Source organism: Nonomuraea sp. NPDC049758 (assembly GCF_040674635.1).
In the GTDB taxonomy this organism is placed as follows: Bacteria; Actinomycetota; Actinomycetes; order Streptosporangiales; family Streptosporangiaceae; genus Nonomuraea.
The window spans coordinates 14882-39981 of record NZ_JBFAMZ010000042.1 but is presented as its reverse complement, the minus strand read 5'-3'; the positions used below and the strand labels follow the sequence as shown (position 1 = coordinate 39981).

Genomic DNA, 25100 nt, shown 5'->3' with positions numbered 1-25100 from the left:
CGGTGAGGTCTCCACGCGCCATGTTCGATGGCCTACCAGGGCCACCGGCCGTACCGCAGGCAATCCCTCTGATCTCAACTCCGTACAGGCCCTAGTGGAATCTCCGATCACCTGACACGTCGCCTGCCGCCCGGCTGGGATTGCGATCAGGGAGTGGAAGCCGCCTCGCGTTCGGCCAGGTACTCGTCGAGGAGACTGAACAGGGTGTCGATGACAAGTTCTTCCTGATCGGCGGAGAGCTCCCAGTGGTCCCAGGTGGCGAGAGCGATGTGGCGCACCTGTCCTGACCAGTGGTGACTGCAGGTCTCACCACGGCGGGCGATGAGCCATTCTGTCCACCCCTGCAGGCCGGGCCCACCGTGGCGCTTGGCGTGCTGGTCATAGCCTTCAAGGAAAGCCTCCAGGCCTGCCAGTCGACCGCCGATGACGAACATCCCTGGGCGGCGTCTGACGGTGGCGAAGTACTCGCGCTCGCTCATCTGGGTGAGGGGCTTGGTCATGATCGATGTTCTCACCTGCGCACTTGCCAGGCGATTACTTCTGATGAAAGATCTCTTCGTTTGATGTAACCGGACGGAGGGTGACGAAGCGTGAGCCGGGACGGAGCGGTGCCGGGATCGGCGAGCTTGCAGCTTGTGGCTGGAACGGTGCTGCTGCGCCCGCAAGAGCAGGTGGCCGAGGCCATGCTGGACGGGTGGCGCAACCAGCAGCTGGCGCGCAACCTTGCCTTTTCCACGATCGAGGGACGGCTGAACGCGGTGAGAGCTTTCAGCCGTCATGCCGACGCTCATCCGTGGGAGTGGACGTCGAAAATGGTCGATGACTGGCTCGGGGATCTGCGCGCGGTCCGGCATCTGAAGCAGTCGACCCTGCGCAACTACGCTGAGGCTATCCGGTCGTTCTGCGCTTTCATCACCGACGCGGCCTATGGGTGGGCCGCCGAATGTGAGCGCCGGTTCGGCACGCACCCCATCCAGGTCTGCCACGAGTGGAACACTGCCACCCATCTCCAGGAGTGCGAGGCCGATCCGGCCAAGCGCGCCCTCACCCGCGAGGAACTGCAAGCCTTCTCCGACCATGCCGACGAGCAAGTCGAGCGGATCAGCGGAGCCGGCCGCAAAGGCTGGCTGCCCGCCTTCCGGACGCCACCTTGTTCAAGACCGCCTACGCCTACGGCCTGCGCAGGCGCGAGACACGGATGCTCGACCTGGTCGACTTCGACCCCAACCCTCACGCTCGCATGTTCGGCGACTTCGGGGTCTGTTACGTCCGCTTCGGCAAGGCCATGAAAGGCTCTCCACCCAAGCGCCGCAGCGTGCTGACCGTCGGCCCGCGAGACGGTGTCGGCGGCCTGGACTGGATCGTGGAGATCCTCACCCAGTGGATCGAAGAGGTCCGCCCAACCTTCGCCCACGCACATTCGCCAGCACTCTGGCCCTCCGAACGCAGCCTGCGCATCGGGTTCTCCCAGATGAACACCCGCCTCGCTGCCTACCGCGACGCGCTAGGACTCGATCAAAGCCTCGACTTTCACTCTTTTCGCCGCTCTTACGTCACCCACCTGATCGAGGACGGCTGGGATCCCCGCTTCGTCCAGGAGCAGGTCGGCCACGAACACGCCTCCACCACCTCGATCTACACCTGCGTCTCCTCCGACTTGCGCACCCACACCCTGCGCAAGGCGATGGAGAGCACGGTCGACGCGGCACTGCGCACCGGAAGGAAAAGTCGATGAAACGCCAGGTCAGCTACCAGTGGCGGCTGCGAGAGGTCATGGCCGCCCACGGGATGTTCAACGCCACCGATCTGGCCCAGCCACTCGCCGACCGAAGCATCACCCTGTCGTCGGTGCAGATCTGGCGCCTGGTCACCCAAAGCCCCGAACGCCTGTCGCTCCCGGTCCTGGCCGCACTCTGTGACATCTTCGACTGCACCCCGGCCGACCTCATCGCCACCAGAGCCGAGGACGCCAGGCCACGCCGCACCGCCAGCGGTGAAAGCCGAGGCCCGGTGACCGATCTGGCGGCCATCCGACCCAAGCGCGCCCGAATCCGACCCCAGGAATGAGCACATCCTCCGCGCAGGAGAAATACGAGCGGTGGCACATGGGCGAGTGCGTCCGTTGTGGCCGACGGGCGTCCAAGGCCGCCAACTGGGAAGGGCTGATCTGCCGGACCTGCTGCGAGAAGGCGGCGCGCACCTACGGCATCTGCCCCGGCTGCGGCACCGACCGGCTGCTGCCGGGCCGCCGTGACGGCATACCGACCTGCCGGGACTGCTCGGGCATCACCCGCGACTTCCGCTGCGCCCGTTGCGGCATTGAAGGCCACCTTCTCGGCGGCCGCCTCTGCGAACGCTGCACCCTGCATGACCGGCTCGACAGTCTCCTCGAGGACGGCACCGGACGCGTCAGCCTCGCGCTCATCCCGCTGCATCACCTACTCACCGCCATGCCGCGGCCGAAGAGCGGGCTGGCCTGGCTCAGAAGCACGAAGGTCCAGAACCTGCTGACCGCGTTGGCGGCCGGGGCCATGCCGCTCTCTCATGAGGCGTTTCACGAACATCCCGATTGGCGGCCCGCTGCCCATCCTCGCGATCTTCTCATGTCCTGCGGCCTGCTCCCCGAGGTCGACAAGCATCTGCTGCATGTCGAAAGTTGGCTGCAACGGCGTCTGGCCGAGCTCGCCGATCAAGACCACCTACCGGTGCTGCAGCGGTTCGCGACCTGGCACCAGCTGCTCAAGCTCCGAGAGCGGGCCGCTTACCGCCCGCTGGCCGCCAGCACGGTCGTTCACACCACTCAGGAGTTCAACCGAGCGCACGAGTTCCTCCTCTGGCTCATGCAGCGGCACCGCGCCCTCGACCGGCTGGGCCAAGACGACGTCGACCTCTGGCACGCCACGCACAAGCCTCACGAGCATCGTTCCCTGCGCGCCTTCCTCGCCTGGGCGATGCGCACCGGGCGCATGCCACGAGGGCTCAGGCTGCCACGGCTCAATCTGGTGGAAGGACGACCGCTCACCCAGCATCGGCGGCTCGAACTCCTGCGCCGAGTCTTGGATGAGGCGGCCGGTCCGGTCCGTTCACGGGCCGCGGCCTGCCTGATGCTGCTCTACGCTCAGCCGGCCAGCCGCATCGTCCGCCTCACCCTCGACGACATCGTCCACCAAGCCGACGGTCAGGTCCTCATCCGACTGGGCGACCCGCCCACTCCGGTCCCCGCCCCCTTCTCCGACCTGCTGCTCCGTGCAAGAGTCGAGCGCACCAATATGAACACGGCCGCCAACGCCGATGCGCGATGGCTCTTCCCCGGGCGCGGGGCCGGCCAGCCACTCCATCACCGCAGCCTCGCCGATTTGATACGCGACCTCGGCATCCCTGGCCGAGCCGCCCGCACCGCCGCTCTCCGGCAACTGGTTCTCCAAGCCCCTGCTCCCGTCATCGCACAGGCCCTCGGCTTCCACCACAAGACCACCACCTGCCTCGCCTCCGAAGCGGGCGGAACATGGAGCCGCTACGCCCCAAACGATCACGCTCAGTGAACAGAGCAGAGAAAGGAACAGGAACTCAGATCACGCGATCATCGATCTTTACCAGTCTCGAAGGCCGTTCATCCCGCTGCGCCCGGGGCCGTCACCCAGTTCCACCCTGAGCGGGAACACGCAGGTCAACAGCGCCATCGATCAGTTTTTGATCTGACTGTGATCTTGGCGGGCGAAAATTGGATCATGAGCAAGGGGACCTTGCGGATCGTCTTCACCGGTGAGGACCTGGCCCGCGTGCGCATCGCCGGCCGGGCGGACATGATGTGGGAAATGGTGCTGAGCCTGCACATACTCCAGCGGCCGGGTGGGGTGCGCGCGCTGTCCGGCTGGCGGCGGCAGGCCCGCGCCGACCTGGCCGAGGCCGGGTTGCTCAAACCGGTGCGGGAGCAGCTGGTGCAGCTGGTGCCGCTCGGGGCGTACTTCCCCGACTTCCTGACCCCGTACGAGTCGATGAGCGGGTTCCGGCAGGGCTTGGACGTCCTGACCGACACACCGTCGGCGCGGGTGCGGCACGAGGTCGACCAGTTGCGCCGGCACGCGCCGGTGCCTGCGACGCTGGACGACCTCGCCCGCGGCAACCGGCGGTCCATCCGTGGCCTGGCCCGGCTGAGCGAGCGGTACTGCCAGGTCGCCTTCGGCTCCCGCCGTACCGACATGGAGGTCGCACTGGGACGTGAGCGCGCCAGGCTGACCCGCCTGCTCACCGACCAGGGCGTGGAGGCGATGCTCGCGAGCCTCGGGCCGTCGATGCGGTGGCGGCCTCCGGTGCTGGAGGCCGACTACGCCCCCGGCCGGTACGAGAAGCACCTGCAAGGACGCGGCCTGACGCTCATCCCCTCCTACTTCGGGCGGTTCACCCCGGTCGCGATGGCCGACCCCAGCCTGCCGCCCGTCCTGGTGTTCCCGATCCCGCACGAGACACCCGACCCCGATCCCGACGACGCGCTGCCCGACCTGCTCGGCGCCACCCGGGCCCGCGTCCTGCGCTGCATCGCCGCCACCACCGGCTGCACCACCAGCGAACTCGCCCGCCGGACCGGCGCCTCGCTGTCATCGGCCAGCGCGCACGCCCAAGTGCTTCAGCGTGCCGGGCTCATCACCAGCACCCGGCACGCCAACATGGTCATCCACCAGATCACCCGACTGGGCGTCGACCTGCTCCACCGGCAGCAGTGACCGCATCCACGTCAGCGCTCCGCGATCATGAAGATTTCTCAGCAGCAAGATAGATGCCAAGTACGCCCTTACCCGAATGATCAAGCCCGAAGTGATCACGAGAAAGAGCTGTAGATCAAGGACTCTGATCGAAGACGATCACCAAGTCAAGATCAGCAGGAGTGCTAAGACATCCGATCTGCCTAAGGTGTCAAGCTGTACCAGTGTCAGCGTTCGGTATTTGATCATGAGTGTGGCTCCGTCACGCTGAAATCCATTCGCGGTGGATCACAAGCGCCGCCATGATGTGCTGATGCCCCCGGAGACTGCCTATCACGGCGTGCTCGGCGACTACTTCGCCGAGCACGCCGGCATCAGCCCGTACAACGCCTACACCGATCGGCCTGCGATGCTGGATCTCGCCGGTGACGTCGCCGGCGCAAAGGTCCTCGATGTCGGCTGCGGCGCCGGGCACTACGCGGCTGATTTGCTGGTACGCGGTGCAGAGGTGGTCGGTGTCGACGGTAGCGCCACGCTGCTGGAGCACGCGCGGGGACGTGTGGGTGAGCGGGCCACGCTCGTCCTGCACGATCTGGAGGAACCTCTCGACTTCGCCGATGACGCGTCGTTCGACGGGGTCATATGTGCACTGGTGTTGCACCATCTCACCCATCGCGCGCGGTTGCTGGGCGAGTTGCGCCGCGTGCTACGGCCCGGGGGATGGCTCGTGGTCTCAACGACCCACCCGGCGGCCGACTGGCGCCACTTCGGCGGCTCGTACTTCGCCGACGACTGGGTCGAACTTCCCCTCAATAGCAGCTCGCTGTCGATCCGCTTCCAGCGGATGCCGTTGGAGACGTTCCTGGGTGAGCTGCTGGCCGCCGGATTCGTCCTGGAGCGACTCATCGAGCCGCGCCCGGTGACCGAGCTGCGAGAGATCGACGAGGCCGCTTACAACAGGCTGCACCAAAGGCCGTGCTTCCTCGCTGTCAGGCTCGTGCGCCTCTGACCGCAGCAGAGCAGATCAGCGTCGCCTCTACGGGCACGTAGGTCAACCGGCTCAGGCCACATGGTCTTCGACCGAATCAGGGCATGCCGATCCTCCACGTGGCGGAAACGCTGCGAGCTCGTCGTATTCCTTGCGTTCTTGCAGGCAGTGGTACAGGCAACCGAGCATCCGGTTGAAGGTGTTGCGCAGAGCGCTGGAGTGCCGGTCCCCGTCGTCTCGGCGGCGGTCGTAGTGCGCTCGGGGACCTGGCGCTCTCAAGGAGGCGAAGGCCCATACGTAGCCGGCGGCGGCCAGGCGTTGGTTCTTCACCTTGCGATGGTGGACGACCAGGCTCTTGCCCGAGGCGCGGGTGATCGGGGCTGCGCCGGCGTAGGCCTTCAGCGCGCGGGCGTCGGCGAAACGGGTGCGGTCGTCGCCGAGTTCGGCGAGCAAGCGGGCGCCGGTCAGGTCGGCCAGGCCAGGGAAGCTGGTGATGATGGCCGCGTCGGGGTGCTGGTGGAAGGCTTCGCCGGTGGCGTCGGCGAGGTCGTCGGCGGCGCGGCATGCCGCATCCAGTTGCAACAGCAGCGCCTGCGCTTGGCGGCCGAGGGCTTCCTCGACCAGCGGGAGCCGGCGAAGGTGCTCTTCCCCAAAGACGGCCTGCAGCCGGTCGGCCCAGGTTTCGATGTTGCGTTGTCGGCCCGAGGCGCGCAGCAGCACGTGCAATCGGCGGGCGGTGAGCTGGGCGGCCGCGGTGGGCGTCGGCGCGGCTTGAAGGACGGCGCGGGCCTCGCGGGAGGTGAGGCCGATGTTCTTGACGTGGAAGGCCTTCAGCGCCGCGGGGAAGTATTCGCGCAGCAAGGAGCGCAGCTGGTTGGCCAGCTGCTGGCGGTTCCAGACCGCGTCCTGTTGCGCCCGGGCCAGCACGGCGATCGCCTGGACCAGCTCGGAGTCCTGCGGTAGTGGACGGTGGTGGTCGGCATCGACGCGCAGGATGTTGGCCAACGTCATGGCGTCGGCGTGGTCGGACTTGGAGCGGGCGACGGTGTGGCGTTCGCGGTAGCGGGCCACGGCCAGCGGGTTGATCGCATACACCTTGCGGCCGGTCGCGCGCAGGCAGGACACCAGCAGCCCGCGGTTGGTCTCGATCGCGACAGGGATCGGGGCGTCGGGACGGTCGCCGTGTTCGGCCAGCAGTTCGACAAGCGTCCGCCATCCGTGGGCGTCGTCGCTGATGCGTCGTTTGGCCACCAGCTTGCCGGTCTGGTCGACCAGGGCGACGTCGTGGTGCTTTTCCGCCCAGTCGATCCCGCAGGTCACCGTCAACAGGTCCTCCTTTGTCCGTCGTTGCGGCAGGTGAGCCGCGCGGGGGCACGCCACGCCCTAATGAGAGAGCTCGACGGCTCGACATCCGATCAGCAGTTCGTGGCCCCAGCCGGCCGTAGGCCCGCGTTCTGCGCAAGGGCTCAGCGGCCCTGGTTGATTCGAGCGGTGTCTCCTGCGGCTGGCTCACGACACGATCTTGGCGAATACGGCGCCGGAAGGCAGGTGGTGATCGAGAGAGACCGAGGCGCACTGCCTTAGCAGAGGGCTCCAGGCCCGGTATCAGCTCAGGCGTTCACTCGGTCCCCGTCGATCGCCACCCGCCAGGTCTCGCCCCATCGCGCACGGCCTGCGGTCAGGAGTCAAGCTCCGGTTCGAATCCAGGCTTCGGGGGCGAGTACCCGAGTCGGCGAACTCGGGTCGTGCGAAGTCATTAGGTATCGACACTTCGCGTCGATACGTCCGGGACAAAACGGCGGCGACTACCCGTTCATGACCGCCGGGCCGGCCGGTCCGGACGACGCGGTGCCGGCCGGGGATCGCCGCATTCATCGGCGAGGGCTTCGGCCGTGGCTCGTGCGCGTTCGGCGCGGTCATCGGTGTCCTGGGCGACGTAGCGGCCGCGCTCGTCACCGAAGACGTCGACCAACTGGTGAAGCAGTTGAGCCCGGTCCTCCAGGTAGGCCAACTTCTCATCCACTGACACGAACGCGTATTTCTCCGCGTCGTTCAGGAGGCGGACCACCTCCTCCACGCAGACGTGCACGCGAGTGGTGTTCGTGGTGTCGGTCACGACTACTGGCCCTCCCCTGGCCGCCCTGTGGTCGCCTTGTTCGGCTCGCTGGGCGAAGGTCTGGCGGTGTTCCCCGGCGTTCCCGGCCTGGAACTCGCCAGCCTTTCTCGGCCTGTGGTGGTCGAAGTGAACGCTGTTGGGCGACAGGATCGTGACAGTGCTTCGCGACAAGAAATGTCAGTAACGCTATGTGACAGGCCGACCGGTGACCGGGTCGAGTAGCTCCAGCCGCTGCACAATGGTCTCGCGAACCCCCTGATCGAGCTGAGCGGCGACACGATGCTGCCCCTCTTGGTAGAGCCACGGGGCGTCGGGATCACTGAGTTCAATGCCGGTGCCAAGGCCGACCAGCGTAATGATCGCGTTGTCCTCCCGTTCGGGGAGATCTTCGTGACCATCGAGGACGCGCTCCATGACGTAGTCTCCGATGTCCTCGCCTGGGACCCCGGCCTTGTGTGCTCGGCGGACGAGATCGACCGCGATATCGGCGGCGAGACGCCAGTCCACCTGATGGTGCCAGCAGCACTCCCGAGGGCGCTGCGCGGGTATGAACCGTGGCGCAAGGCAGCGGAGCCGGCGCGTCATTCGTACTTTCCAGCCGACCATGCAGGGAGGGTCGCGCAGCTCCTGCGGGATGGGCAATGAGGTGACCCTCACCACCTCATACACCCAGTGCTCCACCCAGTTCTCGCGCGCTGGCATGGGTTCCCCCTTCCTGCTCACGATCTGGAGCGTACGGCGATCCCTGTGGCCGAGGGGGAGAATACGGTCATGTCCATCCTGATCAGGGCCGCCGTTCCGGCCGACCTGGACTGGATCAACTCCAATGACCAGGAGTGGATTGTCCAGGAGCACCACCAGCGCTACGGCTTCTCCCTGGAGGACGCCTTCCGGGTGGACGTGGCCACCAACGAGCGCGGAGAACGCCTCGGCTGGACCTACGTGCTGAAGGATGACGAAGACGACTACCTCGTTCTCCATCTGCTGTACGTCGACCTCCAGCATCGAGGGCGCGGCGTCGCCCGCGCTCTGGTGGACCACCTCGCTCGGGAGCCGTACGAGATCGTGCTCGGCGCGTGGGATCGCGACTTCTACGACATGTGGTTGAAGCTCGGCTTCGTCTACGAGCCCCACGAGCATGACCGGCCCGGCGATCTGTCAGGCACCATGGCCCGACCCGCCTCGGGTGTCTCGGCTCAGCGAAGCTGATGCATGAGCATGGCGTTGACCTGGAGGGCATCAGTTGTGCAGATTCGCGAACAAGCCATGCGCCTCAGCGAAGCTGATGCGCGCAGAAGATGAGGTGTGGGTAGACGGTCACCGGTGAGCGATTCCGGCTGTGATGGCCCGGCCCTCCTGCTGAACCCACGACTCGGCACGAGGCAGTCGACCCTTCACCCCTCTCCCAGAAACGCCGGAACACCGGATCCCCTTCGGCCGCGGCGCGCATGTTGACGTGGAAGGCGTGTGATGGTGCTCAAACGGTCGGCTTCAGGTATCCGGCGGCGGTCAGACCCGCGAAGGCGACGTCGGCGTCGGTCAGCTGCCCACCGAGAACATGCTGGACGAACTCGCCGATCGGCATCAGCACGGTCTCGACGAACTCGCCGTCATCCAGGGTCGGCTCAGCAACCTTCCGACACCCACGGGCCAAGACCGCGTAACGGCGATGCGAGGCATACGACGCCAGATACGTCTGCATGACCACCTCAAGCGTCGCCGCCTCATAGCCGGTCTCCTCCAGCAGCTCCCGAGCCGCCGCGACCTCGACCGGCTCGTCTCCGTCAGCATTTCCGCCCGGCAACTCCAGCAGCACCTGCCCAGGCCCCGGCCGGTACTGATGGGCCAGCACCACCTGGTCATCCTCGGTCACGGCGACGATCGCGACGGTTACGCCCCCCACGAGGATGTCCCACACGTCCTCGTTGCCGTCCGGATAGCGGTACCGGAGGCCACGGACCTTCAAGAAGCCCGCTGGCCCGTCCATCTCACTCAGCTGCGTCCACTCCCTGACCCTGACGTCACCCACAGCCGGTAGCTTACGGATCACAGGCCCTCAGCGCTGGCGCGTCACTTTCACTGAGCCACATCAGTTTGCCTGAGCCAGGACATCAGATCTGCTGAGCCGCTTCAACTTCGCTGCGCCAGGACACTCGGGCTGAGCTCAGGCTGACCTCGAATGAGGGGCATGTACGTGATAACAGCCTATTATCACGTACATGAGCGCTTCACGATCCCGGCCGAGCTGGGGAACCGCCTCCGGCACAGGTGCGCGACTCGGGTACGTTATCCGGTACATTGGCTGGTGCTGGACGCCCGGACCGGGTGGCCGTCGGTGAGCGCGGCCGAAGCGAAGGTCACCGCGCTGCGCGGCGCAGCGGTCACGCTCGCCGACGCCGCGGACGAATTCCTCAGCACCCACCGCCTCGCCAACCCCAACACCCACCGCGCCTACGCTTCGGCGATCGACCGGACCATCGCCGCGGTCGGCGGCCGCGACCGGCTGCTGGCCGACGTCGCAGACGCCGAGATCAGCGAGGCGCTAACCGCGCTGTGGGGCGGGTGCGCGCCGGCGACCTGGAACCGCAACCGCGCCGCAGTGTCCTCCTGGCTGTCGTGGTGCTCGAGTAAGAAGCGGTGGGCTGCGCCCTCGGTCCCGGCTGAGGCCGAACGCCGCCGTGAGAACGTCGACCACACCAAGGCGGTGGCCAAGACGAAGCTGGAACGCCTGCTGTCGCGTCGCGACATCCCGCTGCGCGATAAGACCCTTTATCGGATGCTGTACGAGACTGCCGCCCGCGCCTCCGAGATCCTCTCCCTCAACGTCGACGACCTCGACATGGACAACCGCAAGGCGCCGGTGCGATCCAAGGGCGGCGACGTCGAATGGGTCTACTGGGACGCCGGCACCGCGCGCCTGCTACCCCGGCTGCTGCGCCTGCCCGACGGTCACCGCGATGGGGTCGTGCGTACACGGGGGCCGTTGTTCCTGGCCGAGCGCAAGCCCGTGCCCGCACGCCGTCCCGGGCCCGAGCACATCTGCCCGCACACCGGGCGGCCGCGCCTGGGGTATGACCGAGTGCGGGTCCTGATGGAGGTGCACCTCGGCCTGGACCCGCACCAGCTACGCCATTCGGCCGCCACTCATCTGGGCGAGGCCAAGGTGCCGCTGCAGCTCATCATGGCCAAGACCCGGCACAAGAACCCGCGCACCGCGATGCGCTACACCCGGCCGGGCGGCGAAGCCGTCGCGGAGATCACCGCCGTTCTCGCTCCGTCCCGTCGCACCCACTGACCCGCAGGCACGACTGATCGGAGATCTCCATGGACGGCCAATGGCTCGTCAACTACTTCAGCACCCCGGCCCGCTACCCCCACCACACCGTGCGCGGAGACCAGGAGCTCGACCCGGTGCACACCGGTGACCTGACGGGCGTCTGTGAGAAGGTGAGCCGCCTGGTCGATCGGCTGCACATCGAGGAGTTCGCGCTGCGGACCGAGAACTGGACCGGCCTGGTCGTGGTGTACGGCATGGACGAGCCCGAGCCGCGGCATCGGCTGCGCGCGGCGCTGGAGAAGGACGGGTTCACGATCACGGTGCGCCGCAACGAGTACGGCACCTCCCTGGAAGTGCATCCGCGTGAGTCCGATCTGATCATGACCAGGCTCGACCTGATCATCGACACCATCGCCGCGGTCCTGCCCGAGGCAAGAGACATCGGCGAGCTCCAGGCCGACGTCGAGCAGCGCCTGGGCCACCCGGTGCCGCCCGGCCTGTTCCACACCACCATCGAGATCTTCAACAACTCCTTGCGAGCGCACCGGCAAGGCCAGCCGTTCGGCGCGAAAGTCTCCGACGGCATGCGGCGTCTGGTGGCCACCGCCGCGGACACCAGCGTGATCCCACCGTTGTGCGCCGGGTCGTCGCCGCGGTAGCGGAAATGGGGGAAGGCGTTCCTGAAATCCGCCAAACGCCGCGACTGATCGTATTTGCCTTGCTACGTTCCGCATAACAGCTTTCGTCTCGGCGGGTGGGAGGGCACCGTGGCACGAGCCGATCGCGACCAGCAACAAGCCGCACTCGCCCGGCTGATGGCGCTGAAGAGCGCCGGACAGCTCAGGACGGAACATGTCCGGCTGGCCGCCCAGGGACTGGGACTCAGCGAACGCACCGTGTGGCGCCGCCTCGAGCAGGGCCTGCCCACCCCGTCGCAGTACCAGCTCAGCGACACCGACCGGGAGGCATTCGCCTACTACCGCGGCAACATCGCCGTCGTCCACCGCGCCCGCGCCGCGACGTTAAGCGCTCAGGACACCATGGGCGCTTCGGTGCCGGAATTTCTGGCGTCCGGATGGGCACAGAGCACGCCGGTATCGCTGCGCACGCTGCAGCGGGCGTTCCGGCGCGAGCTCACCCCAGCGCAACTGGCGGCCTGGCGGTGGGGCGAAGAAGGCCGACGAGCGGCCACCGTGTATCTGACCCGCGGACCCTCGCATCGCAACGAGATGTGGGAGATGGACCACAAGGCGCTGCCGATCCTGGTGCTGCCGCCACGCGGGCCCGCCGTCTGCCCGTGGCTGACCTCGGTGATCGATGACGGCACCCGGTCGCTGCTGGGCTGGGCGATCGCGTTGAGTCCGCACACCGGCACGGTGCTGACCGCACTGCGGATGGCGCTGGTCTACGACCCGGCGCGCGGCCCGTACGGCGCGGTCCCGGCCGGCTACCGCATCGACCGCGGGCTGGAGTTCGCCGCCACCGCGGTGCGCGATGTGTTCGCCGCCCTGTGCGTCACCTCCCATCGCCTACCCGGCTACCAGCCGCACCGCAAGGGCAAGATCGAACGGCTGCACCGCACCATCGACCAGACGCTGCTGTGCACCCTGCCGGGCTTCACCGAAGGCCCGCGCGACGCCGCCGGGAAGCTGTACGGGCCGCTGGATGACCGGGCCGCCGCCCGCGCCGCCGCGGGCGAACGCGGGGCCGGGCCTGGTGCCGGGGTCGCGCCGATGCGGATCGAACGCTTCGCCGCCCGCTTCGCCGACTGGGCGGCCTGGTACAACTTCGAGCGGCCGCACCGGATGCTGGACGGGCGCACCCCGCTGCAGGCCTGGCAGGACGACCCCAGCGCGCTGCACCGCATCGACGCCGCCGATCTGCGGCACCTGCTGCTGGCCTCAGACGAGCGCACCATCGGCAAGGACGGCATCCATTTCCGCACCTTCGCCTATGTCGCCCCGGAACTGCAGGGCCGCGGCGGGCAGAAGGTGGTGGTGCGCTACATGCCGCACGACGACCGCTCGATCGAGGTGTACCTGGACGGGGCGCACCTGTGCACCGCCTACCCTGCCGACCGCCTCACCCCCGAACAGCAGGAGGCCTTCCGCGCGCACGCCCGCGCCGAGGCCAAGGAACTGGGCCGTCAGCGGCGCCGGGCGGCCCAGCGGGCCCGCGTCGAGCTGGCCCCGCTCACCGGTGCCGGGCCCGCCGAGCAGTCCCGGCTCACCCCAGCCGGCACGCCGGCGCCGCGCACCGCGCGCAGCCGCGATGAGGCGCTGGCCCGCAAGGCCCGAGTCGACCTGCTCGGCCTGCCCAGCCGGCGCACACCGCCCCCAGCACCGCCGGACCCTGCGGAGTGAGCTGCCATGCCGACCCACTTCACCAATCTGACCGACGCCGCCACACTGGAGACCGACCAGTTCACGCTGGCCCGCCGGATCATCGGCGACCTGATCGACCACCTGGCCACCGGCGTCGTGCACGGCTGCGCGGGCACCGGCAAGACGTTCGCGGTGCAGGCGGTACTGGAGGACCTGCGCGCCGGGACCGGGCCGCGCGGCCGGACCGCCGCGCTCACGCTGACCTTCACCAGCAAGCCCACCATGCGCTTGGTGGCCGAGGAACTGCTCAAGGCGCTGACCGGCAGCGCGCCGCGCAACCGCAGCCGCTTCTATCTGATCGCCGCTCTGATCGACCTGCTGACCGGGCCGCCCCGGCTGCTGGTCATCGACGAGGCCCAGCGGATGAACAGCGACTGCCTGGAACAGCTGCGCCACCTGCACGACCACCCCGACACCCGGTTCGCGCTGCTGTATGTCGGCGGGGACGGCTGCTGGGAGGTGCTCTCGCGCGAGCCTATGCTGCGCTCGCGGGTCTTTCGCCGGCTGCCGTTCAAGCCCCTTGACCGCGCCGAAGTCCCCGCGCTGATCCGCCGCTACCATCCGATCTACCACGGCGTCGCCGACGAGCTGCTGCTCGACGTCGACGACACCTACGCGCACGGCACCCTGCGCGACTGGGCCGCCTTCACCCATACCGCCGCCGACCTGTGCCGCGAGTCCGGCCGCGCGGGTGTCGACGCCGCCATCGCCGCCAATGCCTACACCCTGCTCGGCGGAGGCGTGTCATGAACCCGACGACCGACCCTGCCACCGACGCCACCGCCGGCCTGGCGCAGACCGATGACTGCATCGTGCTGGTCGACAACACCGGCGGTGACGCGGCCGCCAGCCGCCACATCAACACCCTCGACCGGCCCGGCGGCGGATGCGCCGTCGTGCGCCCCACCCCCGGCGCCGACGACGTGGAAACCCTGGGACTGGACCTGCTGGTGGCCGCAGGCAAACACCCGCACGCGGCCCGCCGTGAACGCGTGGTCATGCACACCTGGCCGATCGCCGCTTCCTGGCTGGCCGGCCAGGCCGTCACCGATCTCATCGTCGACCGCGCCCACCGCCTCACCGGCGACCAGCTGAAGGCGCTGGCCCGCACCGCCGCCCACCTGGAGGCCACGCTGTGGCTGCTGTGGGCCGCGCCCGCCGACCCGGGCATCGCCCTGGTGCGCCAGGCGCTCGGCAGGCCGGCCAAGGTGGTCAGCCTGTGGGAGTTCCACCGCCGCCTGCCCGCCCCACAGCAGCCTCTCCCGCCCGGCCCGGCCGAACCGGAAGCCTGGCCCGCGCTGCCCTCCGCCGACTTCCCCACCTTCCTGGCAGCCTGCCGACGACGCCTGCACCCGGCCGACTTCCCGATGGTGAAGAACGCCTTCCACGACGCCGCCGAAGCCACCGACACCTGGCTGGATACCCTCGACCTCACCCCCACTGAAACCGCGCGCCTGACCACCGCCGTCACCGGATGGCTGCGCGACCACACCGTCGGCTGCGCCCCGGCCCCGCGGGCCGCTCTGGTCCGGCTGCGCGCCGTCCAGGCCGCGCTGTTCCTGTCCGGCATCCACCTGTCCTGGCGCCCGGACGCGCTCGGTCCCAACCCGGCCCGGCGGCTACTCGGCGACCTCACCGGCCGCATCAGCGCTCACCTGCACGCCACCTGCCGCACCGACGCCGCCTCGGCGACCGCGCTGGCCCTGCACCTCAACCACGCCGGCACCCACATGGCCGCGCTGGCCCTGGCCGACATCGCTCCCGACGGCTCGGCCGTGCGCGGCCCTACCTCCGCCCCCCGTCTCCGGGACGCCGCTTGGCACGAGTTCTCCGGGCCCGAGCCGATCCGCATCCCCCAGCACGCCCGCCCGCTACTGGCCGCTCATCTGGCCCACCGCCGCGACCAGGGCGCCGCCGAGGCGGAGCCGTACTTCCTGCACCCGCGCGACCCCGGCCGCGATCCCCACGACGTGCTGCGCGCGGCGATCCACCGCACCTGCCACCGGCTCGGCCTCGACCCGCCCTGGCTGCACGGCGACGACTGCCGCTACGGCGCCGACATCGGCCTCACGGCGCGCCGGCCGAGCTGGATGAGCGAACGAGGTCTGCGCGTCGCCTGGATCACCGGCCACGACGAGCTGCACATCCCACGTCCGGCACCACCGTCACTGCTCCGCAACGACCGCATCAACCCCGCCACGGCGGCGCCATGACGCCCGAAGTCTTCCGCGAGCGGCTGCGCGCCAGCGGCCTGTCCCTGTGGGAACTGGGCGACCTGCTCGGCATCCACCCCCACCAGCTCCACAACGTCCACCCCGACGAGCTGGCGGAGCGGCCGGTGCGCGCCCTCATCGAATTGGCCCGCCGCCTGGACCTGCATCCGGCCGACCTGACGCCCGCCTTGGACGCCGTTCTGAGCAACCAGCACGCGCTCGATCCCGCTCGCCCGGACGACACCCGGGCCGGGGAGAGCGTCCGCTTGCGCGACGCCGAGAGCGTGCTCACCGCGCTGGCCACCGCGCACCCGCAGCCCCTCAGCGCCGATCACCTGGCCGAGGCCCTCGGCTGGGCCCTGCCCCGCATCCACCACGCACTCGCCCGCCTGATGGACCACCCCGAACTCGGCGGGCCGATGCGCCTGCGTCGTGTCCCGCCCGACCGCTTCGCCCTCACCCCGCGCCTGGACCTGCTGACCGCCGAACAGCGCCAGGCAGTATGCGACGGCGCCCGGGCCGGCACCGGCCTGACGGACGACGAAGCCGCGGTCATGCTCACCGCGCTCGCGTGCGGTCACACCCCCGACTACGCCGCCTTCCGCACGCGGCCGGGCTGGCACGAGGCCGAGACCACGCTGAAATCCGGAGGCCTTCTCTACAGCGACAACGGACCCCACCGCGCCTTCGCCGCCGCCGACGTCCTCTACAGCCTGCGCTACCACGGCGACCACGAACACCCGCCACCACGCCCCCACGCGGGGACCTTCCCCAAGGACGAGCCATGGCCATGACGCCGTTCTCCGCTCCTACAGCGGCCCCACGGCAACGCCGCCGGCGCCGCGCTGCCACGACCCGGCCGCACCGGCTCGGCCCGCTGAAGCTGTCCGACGCTGAACGCGCTGACGTCTACGCCGCCGCAGCCCGCGCCGGCATGTCACCCGGCTCCTACGCCGCGCACGTCGCCGTCGCGGCCGCTCGCCAGGAACTGCTCGTGCTCCCAGTCGCCGACCGCGACCGCATCGCCGAACTCATCCACGCCCGTGTCGAATTCGCGCGCACCGCGGCGCTCCTGCCCGCCGCCGAGGCGCATGCGCTGCTGCCCGCGTTGACCCAGGCCGCTCGGCGGGTCGAGGCCGCCGCCGACGCCATCGCCCGCCACCCGCCGGCCACCCCGAAAGCACGACCACAGTGATCGCGATGGTGCACCCCGGGCCGCGCTCACGCACCCGCGACCTGCTGCGCGAACTGTACGGCTCCGGCAAGAGCCGCTACGAACAGCAGAGTGACCCGCACCTGATCGCCACCTGGGACCCCTTCGAGCCCGACCCAGCACGTACCGACGCGACACTCGACGACCTGGCCGCGCACCTCAACCGCCCGGCCGAGTGCTACGCCCGGCCGCTCGGCAGGTACGTCTGGCACTGCACCGCCCTGACCGCCCGTCACGATCGGCCCCTCACTGACACCACCTGGGCATGGATCGCCGCCCGGCTCATCGACGCCGCCGGCATCGCCCCGCTCGGCGACGTCGAAGCGTGTCGATGGGTTGCGCTCCGGCACGCCCGTGACCACGTGCACCTGGTGGCCACCCTCGTTCGGCAGGACGGGCGGCTTCCCGAGATGCGCGGCAACTGGTACCGGATGCGGGAGACATGCGATCGGATCGAAGCCGAACTCGGGCTGCTCCCTACACGGCCGTCCCGGGCCTGAACCAGTCAGCACGCGAGGTCCCGCTACGAAGCGTGAGAGATCTTGCTGACATCGGTGTCGCGCCGACTGTCATCCGTTGTCGTTTGCCACTGACATTCCGTGTCGCTCAACACAAAAGTCGGACTTAACGTTTCGTCCGGGGCGGAAGAGTGCGCGGAGCAAGATAGTGGATAAGACAGTCTTAACCTTCCGTCCGGGACCGAACGCGGGCTACAGGTAGATCCATGAGCGACACCCACGAGGTCGAACGCGTCGAGATCCGGGACCGGTTGCAGGGGCGCACGTGCGCCTGGTGCGCCACCTACATCAGCTATTCGGGACGTGGCCGGCCGCCGCGCTACTGCAGCAAGTCCTGCCGCAACCGGGCCTGGGAGGTGCGCACCGCCGAGCGCCGCCTGCAGCGCGACATCGCCACCGCGGCCGTGCGCGCCGAGCCGGTGCGCGAGGTACACACCCAGACCACCGTCCGCACCCGCACCCGTGTGGAGATCCGCGTGGAACGGCGGCCGCCGGCCACCGCTCAGGACTGGGTCAAGCACCTGGCCGCGCTCACCGACCAGCTGCGCGCCGGTGGCAGCCTGGCCCCCCAGCACTGGCACCACAACAAGCTCTACAACGCCCTGATGAAGGCCCTCATGGCGGTGGGCGAGGCGCACCCAGGCGGACTGGACCGGCTGGCCGGGCGACGCTGAGCCCGTTCTCTTTCCATCCCGGACGAAACACCCAACCGCAGAGTCTGGACCAAGGTATCTGCGAAACGGAGGGGCCTCCGGCTACGCATTGATCAACCCGCACCCCGAACGGACGAGCGGCAACCCCAGCAGGCCAACGACACCACCTAACTGCATCAGAAGCCCGCGCCACATGTCGTTGGAGTGAGCCGATCAAAGTGCACATCTGTCAGCTGGGGAAGGCGCGTGAGTTGAGCACGGCCGGTTGCCAGCCAGAGTCTTTGTGGTAGGCCCACACGGCTGTCGGATACCCCTTGGCCGGCAGCGTGTGGAAGGGACCGTCGCCGGCGTCGACGATCGTCTTGCCCTTGTCCTTGCCGTCGGTCCAGTCGAGTTGCACCTGCCACGCGCAGTCACACGAGGTGGTGTGCGCGGTCAGTTCCAAAATCTCCGGCTCATCGCTTTTGACGGTGTAAGGGAAGGAAGTCTTCTCGTCCCTGGTCGGCCGCCAGCTGCCGGATGCGTCATCAAGGTTGGTCCTGAACGAGCGCACATCCACACCCGTGCCGCATCCTTCACCGATCTGGAACTGCACCAAGGTGCCCGCCGCCGGCTTCGGCGCTCGTGACACGAAGACCGTGCGCGCGCCCTCCAGCACAACCGTCTTGCCCGGCTTACCGCTGACAGTCAGCCGAATCTTGGTGGTGTTCGGATCCCCGGCCCGGTTGGCCAGCGCCCACGCCTGCAACACCCCCTCGTTGCGTTTCCAGTCGCTGCTCCACTGGGGCGGATAGACCTCCGCACGCGGCCGGGGAACCATCGTGGTCACGATGCAGCCCTCATCGATGGCGCGCCCGCCCGGGACGATCACGAAGTTCGGAGTGTCGAACGTCCAGGTCCCCGCGCGCTGCTGCCCGCCGGCGCGCTTGCCTCCGGCCAGCGGCGCAAGAGGCGCCACCCGCCTGCCCGCCACGGTCAGCGGATCATCTCCGGTGACCAGCCCAAGTAATCGATCCCCAGTGGCGCCGAAGATGCCCGTGGTCCACTGAGTCAGTGCGGCCGTCACTGCGGCCAGGACCACTGCGGCTATCGCCGCCCACACCTTGCGCCAGCCCCGTTTGGCCGGTGCGTGAGGTGCCCGGATCCCTCGGGAAGATCGCGACATGCGCCGACGATACATCCCTGCTCCACGCGGCCCCAGCGCGTAAACCACAGCCACGGCCCGAGGTGAATGCAAACTTTCTCTACGGTTATCAAGGCGGCCGCACGCGGCCGCGGAGACGGCGTACGTCAGTAAGCATCCACTGATTTACGTACAAGATCAGCGGCGATGTACCTATGCATCTGCGATGTACGGGCCCGCTGAGTTGCCGAAAGACCGCGGGCTGGGGTTGGCCGATCGGCAGGCTTCGGTGGCCGCCGTGGCGGGCTGGGGCCGATCGACGCCCGGCCGCTCGTTCCTCACCACCGGCCACCGAGCACGTCCGGGCGTGAAGTTGCCGAAAGAAACGCTCAGCGTCCCCGGCCCTGGCGCCGCTGATACTCTCGCCGGTCGACGACCGACTGCATCCGTCGCGAGGCTTCTTTCAGCTCCCGGTTGCCGGTGCGATCGGCGGCCGACTGCAGCCGTCGCGACGATGCCTGGTCGCTTTCGCGGTTCCCATTGCTCATGCCCTCCATGACGTCTCCCCGACGGGCCGGCCGTCCATCGCTCGACGGCCACAGCTCAATTGCCGAATTGTTCTTATGGGGTATCAAGATCGTCATTGCGGCTTGCCTGTATCTCGGCTGGACCTGTCAGCGGCAGCCAGGTGATCGTGCAGCATGGCGTGACGGAACTGGTAGACCGGTCCAACCGTGCGTAGCAGCCCGAGCCGGTGAGCGTCGTCCAGGAAGTCCATGATTCGCCAGGGCAGCTGCCGTTTTAGGGCCAACCATGTAGTCGCGATGGTGCACGCCACCCAGGCACGATGGTCGCCCCAAAGGGGCGCGAGTGCGAACCCGAGCATAAGCCCGCCCTTAAACCCGGTCACGAGTCCGGTCACGAATCCGGTCACGAATCCGACCGTGAGCCCACCCGCGAGCGCCAACGCGAGCCCGAGCACGAGCGCCAACCCGAGTCCGGACCCGAGCCCCAAAACGAGTATTTGGAACAGCGTGAGGGTTCTGTCGGCTCGCCAGCTGGAGCGGGGAGTGCTGGTTGATGTGAGGGTGGGCTGTTCTGCCCATTCGAGCACTCCGCCAATGAGCGCGATCACAAGCCCGAGCGAGAGCCCACCCACGAGCATGCCCACGATCATAAGCATGAGCCTGCCCATGACGTTGCCCGTCCCCGTCGTCACCAAGAGCCCGCTCATGAACACGAGCGTGACCACGCATGTGAGCCCGCCCACGAGCCGGCCCACCGGGTCGCTCGTGATCGTATGCAGGAGGCCGGTTCGTCCGCGGATTCGTCCGCGGAGGCTGGCGTGGGCGGGTGTTTGATCACTCCAGCGGCTGCCCACGTACCCGCCCATAAGCCCGAACGCGAGCCCGCCCTCAAGCCCGAATGGGAGCCCGACCCAGAGCCAACACACAAGCCCGACCGAGAGCCCGCCCACAAGCCCGCCCACAAGCCGGCCCACAAGCCGGAAGTGGGCGGTGGTGCGGGCGATCTGCCACCAAGTGATGTCGCGGGTGTTAGCCGGGTGAAAGGCCTGGGCGAGGTAGGTCAGGTGGCGGCGGGTGATGTCCGGGTCGAGCCGGTGCCGGGGCCGGAAATGGTCGGCGGGGTTGCTGCTGGGCGGGCGGGCGTGGATGAGGGCGGGAATGAGCCGGTCGAGCAGGTGGGCGCGTAGTGCTGTGGCGTCGCTGGCCAGCGGCCCTGTCAGCGGGGTGGGGTCGGCACCAGGGTTCAGATAGACAGCGCGGATCAGCCACAGGCCCAGCGGGGTTTGGGCGAGTTCGGTGAGGCCGGGGGCGGCGCGTGATCGCAGAGTGTCCAGAATCTGCCGCCAGACGGGAGGCGGCGCGCCAGCTAGGCAGGAGGTCAAATAGTCGGTGGCGACCTCGGGGGTGAGCAGGGCGGGGGTGATAACGGCGGCGCCGGTCAGCGGCCGTCCCGCGTCGGCGACGGCGGCGGCGAACTCGGTAGTGCGGCTGGTCACGATGATTTGATCGCCGGAGCGCAGGGAAGCGTTCAGCGCGGCGATCACCTTACCCCGATCGGCCTGGCCGATCTCGTCCAGGCCGTCCAGGACGGGCAAGATGTGCCCGCTGTCGACGAGCGCCGCGGCTGCGCCGGGGCCGAGTTCGGGGGCGGAAAGGGCTGGGTAGTCGACAGCTAGGCGGTCGGTCAGCCACTGGTGCAGGCCGGGGTGGGCCTGCAGGTCCCAGCCGGAGACCGGCAGCAGTACCGGCACCGGCACCACCTCGCTGTGTCCTGCCGCATCGGCGGCGGCCTGGTCGGCGGCGCGGGTAGCCAGCAGTTGCAGCAGCAGCTGTACCGCCAGTGTGGTCTTGCCCAGGCCAGGGCCGCCGGTGAGGACCAGCCGGCGCCGTTTCAGCGCGCGGAAGGCGCGGGCCAGGGCAGCGATGTCGTCGCCGTGTCCGGCAAAGATGAACTCTTCGTGGCTGCTGATCAGGTGTGATGGGCTCATCACCGTCTGGTTGGCCGACAGCTGCCAGCGCACCGGGATCGGCTCAGGGTCGTCCAGGGAACGATGCCGGGCCTCGGCCTTCCACTGCCGCTCTACCAGAGCGGCCAGTACGGCGGCGGTCGCCGCAGCGTCGGCCTGGGCCTGGGGGGCTGGGTGGCGCCGGGACCAGGCCACCACGGCGGCCATGGCTACGGCTGCGGCGATCGCCACTGCGGCCATGTCGGCCAGGTTGACCTCGGCATGTAGATCCACCGCACGTGCCACCAGGACCACCGCGAGGACCAGCGTCGTAATGGCCAGCGCGGCGGCCGCGGTCCGTGTTCGAGTTGGGCCTCGCCTCACTTTGCAATCATGTCCGGGAGCGAGACACGGCGACGACTATCACGTGAAATCGGACCGATCGGGGTAATCAGATGCCGTCCCGAAACGGTTGTTTGCGGGACGGACTGGCGGGTCGGGAGCGTGATCGCGTTCCCGCAGGAACGATCGTCCCAAAACCCGTCCCGAGAGCCTGCGCGCCCTGGATGCTGCTGAGGACGACTGTCGGTTTCCGTAGTCCCGTGCAGGGATGCGCGAAGTGGTCTGCACGTCCGCGTCGGGCGTACAGACCACGTGGGTGATGCGCGCGGCTCAGCGGTGGGTGATCCACCAGAACAGCAGGCCGACCAGGCCGGCTCCAGTGGCTTTGGCGGCGCCTTGAGCGAGGGCGATGACGAGGGTGCGGCGAAGGCGCCGGATGTCGGCAGAGCGGCGTCGAGGTGAGCACGGGGCCCCGTCGGGCGTCAGGGTGTCGGTGTTGGTCATGCCCGCATCACACCCGGCACGCCGATGATGTTGAAGGTATGCCGGAAGAGTACGGACTTGCGAGGCTACGCTCCTGGTGAGCGGCGATCCGAGCCGGTCCGTGCCGGATCCGGATGACGGTCCCGGGCAGGTGAGGAGGCGGGTTGGGTCATGGCGGTGTTCCGGCCGGAAGGCTCGACCTCTCAGGTCCTGGCGGAGCTGGCCCGGTTGTGGGATCAGGCGCGCGTCCACAGGCCGGGCGGGGTGACGCAGAAAGAGCTCGCGAAGGCCTCGGGTGTGCCGTACACGACGGTGAACGGCTGGGCGACGGGCGACGCGGAACCGCGTGATCTCGATCAGCTGGCCAGGGTCGGTGTGACCTTGGCCGGGTGGGCGCAGGAGCATGCCCCATCCGCGCGGGCGTGGGATCAGCTGATGACGGCCGATCGAGCCCGCCGTGCTGGGAGCACCGCCGTGGCAGGTCACCGGCCGGGCTGGCCGCTGGCGGAGGTGTCTGACCCGTTCCGCTTCGGGCTGGAGGTACATCGCGCCATCGACGTCGGGGATGCCGCCTTGCCGGTGCTTCCGGTGTACGTGCCGCGCGCGCATGACCGCGTACTGGAACAGGCGGTGGCGGCCGCCGCGGGTGGTACCAGCGGCATCGCGGCGCTGGTCGGCGGCTCCTCCACCGGTAAGACCCGCGCCTGCTGGCAGGCTCTTGATCTGCTGCGCGGGCGGGAGGAGCCGTGGCGGCTGTGGCATCCCATCGACCCAACGCCCCCCGACGCCGTCCTGGCCGACCTGGACCAGATTGGGCCGTACACGGTGGTGTGGCTGAATGAGGCCCAGTTCTACCTCGCTGACACCGTTCAGGGCGAGCGCGTGGCCGCCGGGTTACGCGAACTGCTGCGCGCCCCGGAGCAGGGCCCGGTCCTGGTGCTGGCCACCTTATGGCCACAGCACTGGACAGCCCTGACCACCCGCCCGAGCCCCGGATCACCCGACCCGCACGCCCAAGCTCGGAAACTGCTGGACGGGCACGAGATCCCAGTCCCGGACGCGTTCAGCAACGACGACTTGGAGGCGTTGCGCGGCCATGCCGGCCAGGACCGCCGACTTGGCCAGGCCGCCGAGCACGCCGAGGACGGTCAGATCACCCAGTACCTGGCTGGCGTGCCGGTCCTGCTGGAGCGCTACGCCCAGGCCCCGCCCACTACCCGGGCGGTGATCTGGGCCGCCATGGACGCCCGCCGCCTGGGTGCCGGGCCGCACCTGCCGCTGGCGCTGCTGGCCGACGCCGCGCCCGGCTACCTCACCGACACCCAATGGGACCAGGCAGACGACGACTGGCTGCAGCAAGCCCTGGACTACGCCGCCACCCCCTGCAACGGCATCCCCGGCATGCTGGTGCCCGTCAAGGCGAGGAAGCGCCGAAACCAGCGCCCCGCCACCGCCGGCCCCGCTGCGGCGCCGGCACGGATGGGGCACGGAGCGCTGTACCGGCTGGCCGACTACCTCGACCAGCACGGCCGCCGCCACCGCGCCGACCAGATCCCCCCGATCGACTTCTGGACCGCGGCAGCCGCACACGCCCACCCCGCCGATCTGGCCGCACTCGGCGATGCCGCCCAGGCGCGCGGGCTGTATCGCGACGCCGCTCAGCTGCACAAACAGGCCGCCGCCCACGGCGCCCCGAACGCCGCTACAGTGCTTGTCCTCCACCTGCTCGCCATGAACCCCACCGACCGCCGCCCGGCCCAGCACGCCGCCGTACACGCCGCCCTGGACGACCCGGGCGCGGTGGGCTTTCTGCTGGACAGTCTGCGGGGAGCCGGTGCGGGGGACCAGGTGCGGGTACTGCTCGCTCGCGACCCCGCCGCGCACGTCGCCTTGGACAACCCGTTCTGGGTGGGTGGACTGCTGGATAGGCTGCGGGAGGCCGGGGCTGGGGACCAGGTGCGGGTACTGGCCGAACGTACCGCCGCGCACACCCCTTTGGACGACCCGTTCGGGGTGGGCTGGCTGCTGGGCAGTCTGCGGAGGGTTGGGGCTGGGGACCAGGTGCGGGTACTGGCCGAACGTACCGCCGCGCACACCCCTTTGGACGACCCCTCCGGGGTGGGCTGGCTGCTGGACAGGCTGCGGGAGGCCGGGGCAGGGGACCAGGTGCGGGTACTGGCCGAACGCGCCGCCGCGCACACCCCTCTGAACCACCCGGGCGAGGTGGGTGACTTGCTGGGCAGGCTGCGGAGGGTTGGGACTGGGAACCAGGTGCGGGTACTGGCCGAACGTACCGCCGCGCACGTCGCCCTGGACGACCCGGCCGGGGTGGGTGACCTGCTGGGTAGTCTGCGGAGGGTTGGGGCTGGGAATCAGGTGCGGGTACTGCTCGCTCGAGACCCCGCCGCGCACGTTGCCTTGGACAACCCGGTGGGGGTGGGTGACCTGCTGGGCAGGCTGGGGGAGGTCGGGGCGGGGGATCAGGTGCGGGTGCTGGCCGAACGCGCCGCCGCGCACGTCGCCTTGGACAACCCGGTGGGGGTGGGTGACCTGCTGGGCAGGCTGGGGGAGGTCGGGGCGGGGGATCAGGTGCGGGTGCTGGCCGAACGCGCCGCCG

Annotated in this window: 26 protein-coding genes; 17 read left to right on the top strand and 9 right to left on the bottom strand. The window is 69.1% G+C overall.

Going from position 1 to position 25100, the window contains the following annotated elements:
* Positions 1 to 146 precede the first annotated feature (146 nt).
* A complete protein-coding gene (locus AB0J46_RS50160) occupies positions 147 to 500 on the bottom strand; it encodes a hypothetical protein (RefSeq protein ID WP_364344011.1) in 354 nt (117 codons plus the stop codon).
* A gap of 90 nt (positions 501 to 590) precedes the next feature.
* On the opposite strand from AB0J46_RS50160, the gene AB0J46_RS50155 reads away from it, so the two are divergent.
* From AB0J46_RS50155 to AB0J46_RS50130, 6 genes are all read left to right on the top strand, one after another.
* Positions 591 to 1289 carry a phage integrase N-terminal SAM-like domain-containing protein gene (locus AB0J46_RS50155; RefSeq protein ID WP_364344008.1) on the top strand — a complete coding sequence of 233 codons (699 nt, stop codon included), beginning with the start codon at positions 591 to 593 and terminating at the stop codon, positions 1287 to 1289.
* Positions 1178 to 1735 carry a tyrosine-type recombinase/integrase gene (locus AB0J46_RS50150; RefSeq protein ID WP_364344014.1) on the top strand — a complete coding sequence of 186 codons (558 nt, stop codon included), beginning with the start codon at positions 1178 to 1180 and terminating at the stop codon, positions 1733 to 1735. Before AB0J46_RS50155 ends, AB0J46_RS50150 begins: the two co-directional genes overlap by 112 nt.
* A complete protein-coding gene (locus AB0J46_RS50145) occupies positions 1732 to 2067 on the top strand; it encodes a helix-turn-helix transcriptional regulator (protein ID WP_364344005.1) in 336 nt (111 codons plus the stop codon). The genes AB0J46_RS50150 and AB0J46_RS50145 overlap by 4 nt, the downstream gene beginning before the upstream one ends.
* Positions 2064 to 3542 carry a hypothetical protein gene (locus AB0J46_RS50140; RefSeq protein ID WP_364344003.1) on the top strand — a complete coding sequence of 493 codons (1479 nt, stop codon included), beginning with the start codon at positions 2064 to 2066 and terminating at the stop codon, positions 3540 to 3542. Before AB0J46_RS50145 ends, AB0J46_RS50140 begins: the two co-directional genes overlap by 4 nt.
* A 186-nt stretch (positions 3543 to 3728) precedes the next feature.
* Entirely contained in the window at positions 3729 to 4721 is a 993-nt protein-coding gene (locus AB0J46_RS50135; protein ID WP_364344000.1) for a helix-turn-helix domain-containing protein, read from the top strand.
* Positions 4722 to 4983: 262 nt separating this feature from the next.
* Complete coding sequence (locus AB0J46_RS50130) at positions 4984 to 5709, top strand: methyltransferase domain-containing protein (protein ID WP_364343997.1); 726 nt, start codon at positions 4984 to 4986, stop codon at positions 5707 to 5709.
* Positions 5710 to 5760: 51 nt separating this feature from the next.
* Here AB0J46_RS50130 and AB0J46_RS50125 read toward each other — a convergent pair whose 3' ends face one another.
* The 3 genes from AB0J46_RS50125 to AB0J46_RS50115 form a co-directional block, all read right to left on the bottom strand.
* Positions 5761 to 7014 (bottom strand): IS110 family transposase, encoded by a 1254-nt coding sequence (locus tag AB0J46_RS50125; protein ID WP_364343994.1) that lies wholly within the window; start codon positions 7012 to 7014, stop codon positions 5761 to 5763.
* Positions 7015 to 7501: 487 nt separating this feature from the next.
* Positions 7502 to 7804, bottom strand: coding sequence for a hypothetical protein (locus AB0J46_RS50120; protein ID WP_364343991.1), 303 nt, complete (start codon positions 7802 to 7804; stop codon positions 7502 to 7504).
* A 186-nt stretch (positions 7805 to 7990) separates the two neighbouring features.
* On the bottom strand, positions 7991 to 8506 hold the full coding sequence (locus AB0J46_RS50115) for a hypothetical protein (protein ID WP_364343989.1): 516 nt from the start codon (positions 8504 to 8506) through the stop codon (positions 7991 to 7993).
* A gap of 69 nt (positions 8507 to 8575) precedes the next feature.
* Between AB0J46_RS50115 and AB0J46_RS50110 the strand changes: the two genes are divergently transcribed.
* On the top strand, positions 8576 to 9013 hold the full coding sequence (locus tag AB0J46_RS50110; RefSeq protein WP_364343986.1) for a GNAT family N-acetyltransferase: 438 nt from the start codon (positions 8576 to 8578) through the stop codon (positions 9011 to 9013).
* A gap of 268 nt (positions 9014 to 9281) precedes the next feature.
* Here the strand turns inward: AB0J46_RS50110 and AB0J46_RS50105 are convergent, their stop codons facing one another.
* Complete coding sequence (locus AB0J46_RS50105) at positions 9282 to 9833, bottom strand: NUDIX hydrolase (RefSeq protein WP_364343983.1); 552 nt, start codon at positions 9831 to 9833, stop codon at positions 9282 to 9284.
* A gap of 306 nt (positions 9834 to 10139) precedes the next feature.
* Between AB0J46_RS50105 and AB0J46_RS50100 the strand changes: the two genes are divergently transcribed.
* The 9 genes from AB0J46_RS50100 (at position 10140) to AB0J46_RS50060 (ending at position 18083) form a co-directional block, all read left to right on the top strand.
* A complete protein-coding gene (locus AB0J46_RS50100) occupies positions 10140 to 11099 on the top strand; it encodes a tyrosine-type recombinase/integrase (RefSeq protein ID WP_364343980.1) in 960 nt (319 codons plus the stop codon).
* 29 nt (positions 11100 to 11128) lie between these two features.
* Complete coding sequence (locus tag AB0J46_RS50095; protein ID WP_364343977.1) at positions 11129 to 11740, top strand: hypothetical protein; 612 nt, start codon at positions 11129 to 11131, stop codon at positions 11738 to 11740.
* Between the two features lie 108 nt (positions 11741 to 11848).
* Complete coding sequence (locus AB0J46_RS50090; protein ID WP_364343974.1) at positions 11849 to 13444, top strand: Mu transposase C-terminal domain-containing protein; 1596 nt, start codon at positions 11849 to 11851, stop codon at positions 13442 to 13444.
* A gap of 6 nt (positions 13445 to 13450) precedes the next feature.
* A complete protein-coding gene (locus AB0J46_RS50085) occupies positions 13451 to 14215 on the top strand; it encodes an ATP-binding protein (protein ID WP_364343971.1) in 765 nt (254 codons plus the stop codon).
* The gene (locus AB0J46_RS50080) at positions 14212 to 15678 is read left to right on the top strand and encodes a hypothetical protein (protein ID WP_364343968.1); all 1467 of its coding nucleotides are present in this window, start codon (positions 14212 to 14214) and stop codon (positions 15676 to 15678) included. The genes AB0J46_RS50085 and AB0J46_RS50080 overlap by 4 nt, the downstream gene beginning before the upstream one ends.
* The gene (locus AB0J46_RS50075; RefSeq protein ID WP_364343965.1) at positions 15675 to 16472 is read left to right on the top strand and encodes a hypothetical protein; all 798 of its coding nucleotides are present in this window, start codon (positions 15675 to 15677) and stop codon (positions 16470 to 16472) included. Before AB0J46_RS50080 ends, AB0J46_RS50075 begins: the two co-directional genes overlap by 4 nt.
* Positions 16463 to 16873, top strand: coding sequence for a hypothetical protein (locus AB0J46_RS50070; protein WP_364343962.1), 411 nt, complete (start codon positions 16463 to 16465; stop codon positions 16871 to 16873). Before AB0J46_RS50075 ends, AB0J46_RS50070 begins: the two co-directional genes overlap by 10 nt.
* Before the next feature lie 5 nt (positions 16874 to 16878).
* Positions 16879 to 17391, top strand: a complete 513-nt coding sequence (locus AB0J46_RS50065) for a hypothetical protein (protein WP_364343959.1) — start codon at positions 16879 to 16881, stop codon at positions 17389 to 17391.
* A 224-nt stretch (positions 17392 to 17615) separates the two neighbouring features.
* Positions 17616 to 18083, top strand: coding sequence for a hypothetical protein (locus tag AB0J46_RS50060; protein WP_364343956.1), 468 nt, complete (start codon positions 17616 to 17618; stop codon positions 18081 to 18083).
* A 208-nt stretch (positions 18084 to 18291) separates the two neighbouring features.
* Here the strand turns inward: AB0J46_RS50060 and AB0J46_RS50055 are convergent, their stop codons facing one another.
* The 4 genes from AB0J46_RS50055 to AB0J46_RS50040 all read right to left on the bottom strand — a co-directional run bounded on the left by AB0J46_RS50055 (position 18292) and on the right by AB0J46_RS50040 (position 22504).
* A complete protein-coding gene (locus tag AB0J46_RS50055) occupies positions 18292 to 19227 on the bottom strand; it encodes a hypothetical protein (protein WP_364343953.1) in 936 nt (311 codons plus the stop codon).
* A gap of 347 nt (positions 19228 to 19574) precedes the next feature.
* Positions 19575 to 19742 carry a hypothetical protein gene (locus tag AB0J46_RS50050; RefSeq protein ID WP_364343950.1) on the bottom strand — a complete coding sequence of 56 codons (168 nt, stop codon included), beginning with the start codon at positions 19740 to 19742 and terminating at the stop codon, positions 19575 to 19577.
* Positions 19743 to 19825: 83 nt separating this feature from the next.
* Positions 19826 to 21964 carry a hypothetical protein gene (locus tag AB0J46_RS50045; protein ID WP_364343947.1) on the bottom strand — a complete coding sequence of 713 codons (2139 nt, stop codon included), beginning with the start codon at positions 21962 to 21964 and terminating at the stop codon, positions 19826 to 19828.
* Positions 21965 to 22330: 366 nt separating this feature from the next.
* On the bottom strand, positions 22331 to 22504 hold the full coding sequence (locus tag AB0J46_RS50040) for a hypothetical protein (RefSeq protein ID WP_364343944.1): 174 nt from the start codon (positions 22502 to 22504) through the stop codon (positions 22331 to 22333).
* A 150-nt stretch (positions 22505 to 22654) separates the two neighbouring features.
* Here AB0J46_RS50040 and AB0J46_RS50035 point away from each other — a divergent pair.
* Positions 22655 to 25100: helix-turn-helix transcriptional regulator (locus AB0J46_RS50035; protein WP_364343941.1), on the top strand; the 2446-nt coding region annotated here is incomplete at its 3' end.

Coding starts and splice junctions, on each gene's coding strand:
- AB0J46_RS50160 (WP_364344011.1), bottom strand. CDS start 500: ATGACCAAGCCCCTCACCCAGATGAGCGAGCGCGAGTACTTCGCCACC.
- AB0J46_RS50145 (WP_364344005.1), top strand. CDS start 1,732: ATGAAACGCCAGGTCAGCTACCAGTGGCGGCTGCGAGAGGTCATGGCC.
- AB0J46_RS50060 (WP_364343956.1), top strand. CDS start 17,616: ATGAGCGACACCCACGAGGTCGAACGCGTCGAGATCCGGGACCGGTTG.
- AB0J46_RS50085 (WP_364343971.1), top strand. CDS start 13,451: ATGCCGACCCACTTCACCAATCTGACCGACGCCGCCACACTGGAGACC.
- AB0J46_RS50050 (WP_364343950.1), bottom strand. CDS start 19,742: ATGGAGGGCATGAGCAATGGGAACCGCGAAAGCGACCAGGCATCGTCG.
- AB0J46_RS50055 (WP_364343953.1), bottom strand. CDS start 19,227: ATGTCGCGATCTTCCCGAGGGATCCGGGCACCTCACGCACCGGCCAAA.
- AB0J46_RS50140 (WP_364344003.1), top strand. CDS start 2,064: ATGAGCACATCCTCCGCGCAGGAGAAATACGAGCGGTGGCACATGGGC.
- AB0J46_RS50065 (WP_364343959.1), top strand. CDS start 16,879: ATGGTGCACCCCGGGCCGCGCTCACGCACCCGCGACCTGCTGCGCGAA.
- AB0J46_RS50075 (WP_364343965.1), top strand. CDS start 15,675: ATGACGCCCGAAGTCTTCCGCGAGCGGCTGCGCGCCAGCGGCCTGTCC.
- AB0J46_RS50110 (WP_364343986.1), top strand. CDS start 8,576: ATGTCCATCCTGATCAGGGCCGCCGTTCCGGCCGACCTGGACTGGATC.
- AB0J46_RS50095 (WP_364343977.1), top strand. CDS start 11,129: ATGGACGGCCAATGGCTCGTCAACTACTTCAGCACCCCGGCCCGCTAC.
- AB0J46_RS50115 (WP_364343989.1), bottom strand. CDS start 8,506: ATGCCAGCGCGCGAGAACTGGGTGGAGCACTGGGTGTATGAGGTGGTG.
- AB0J46_RS50135 (WP_364344000.1), top strand. CDS start 3,729: ATGAGCAAGGGGACCTTGCGGATCGTCTTCACCGGTGAGGACCTGGCC.
- AB0J46_RS50070 (WP_364343962.1), top strand. CDS start 16,463: ATGGCCATGACGCCGTTCTCCGCTCCTACAGCGGCCCCACGGCAACGC.
- AB0J46_RS50040 (WP_364343944.1), bottom strand. CDS start 22,504: ATGACCAACACCGACACCCTGACGCCCGACGGGGCCCCGTGCTCACCT.
- AB0J46_RS50080 (WP_364343968.1), top strand. CDS start 14,212: ATGAACCCGACGACCGACCCTGCCACCGACGCCACCGCCGGCCTGGCG.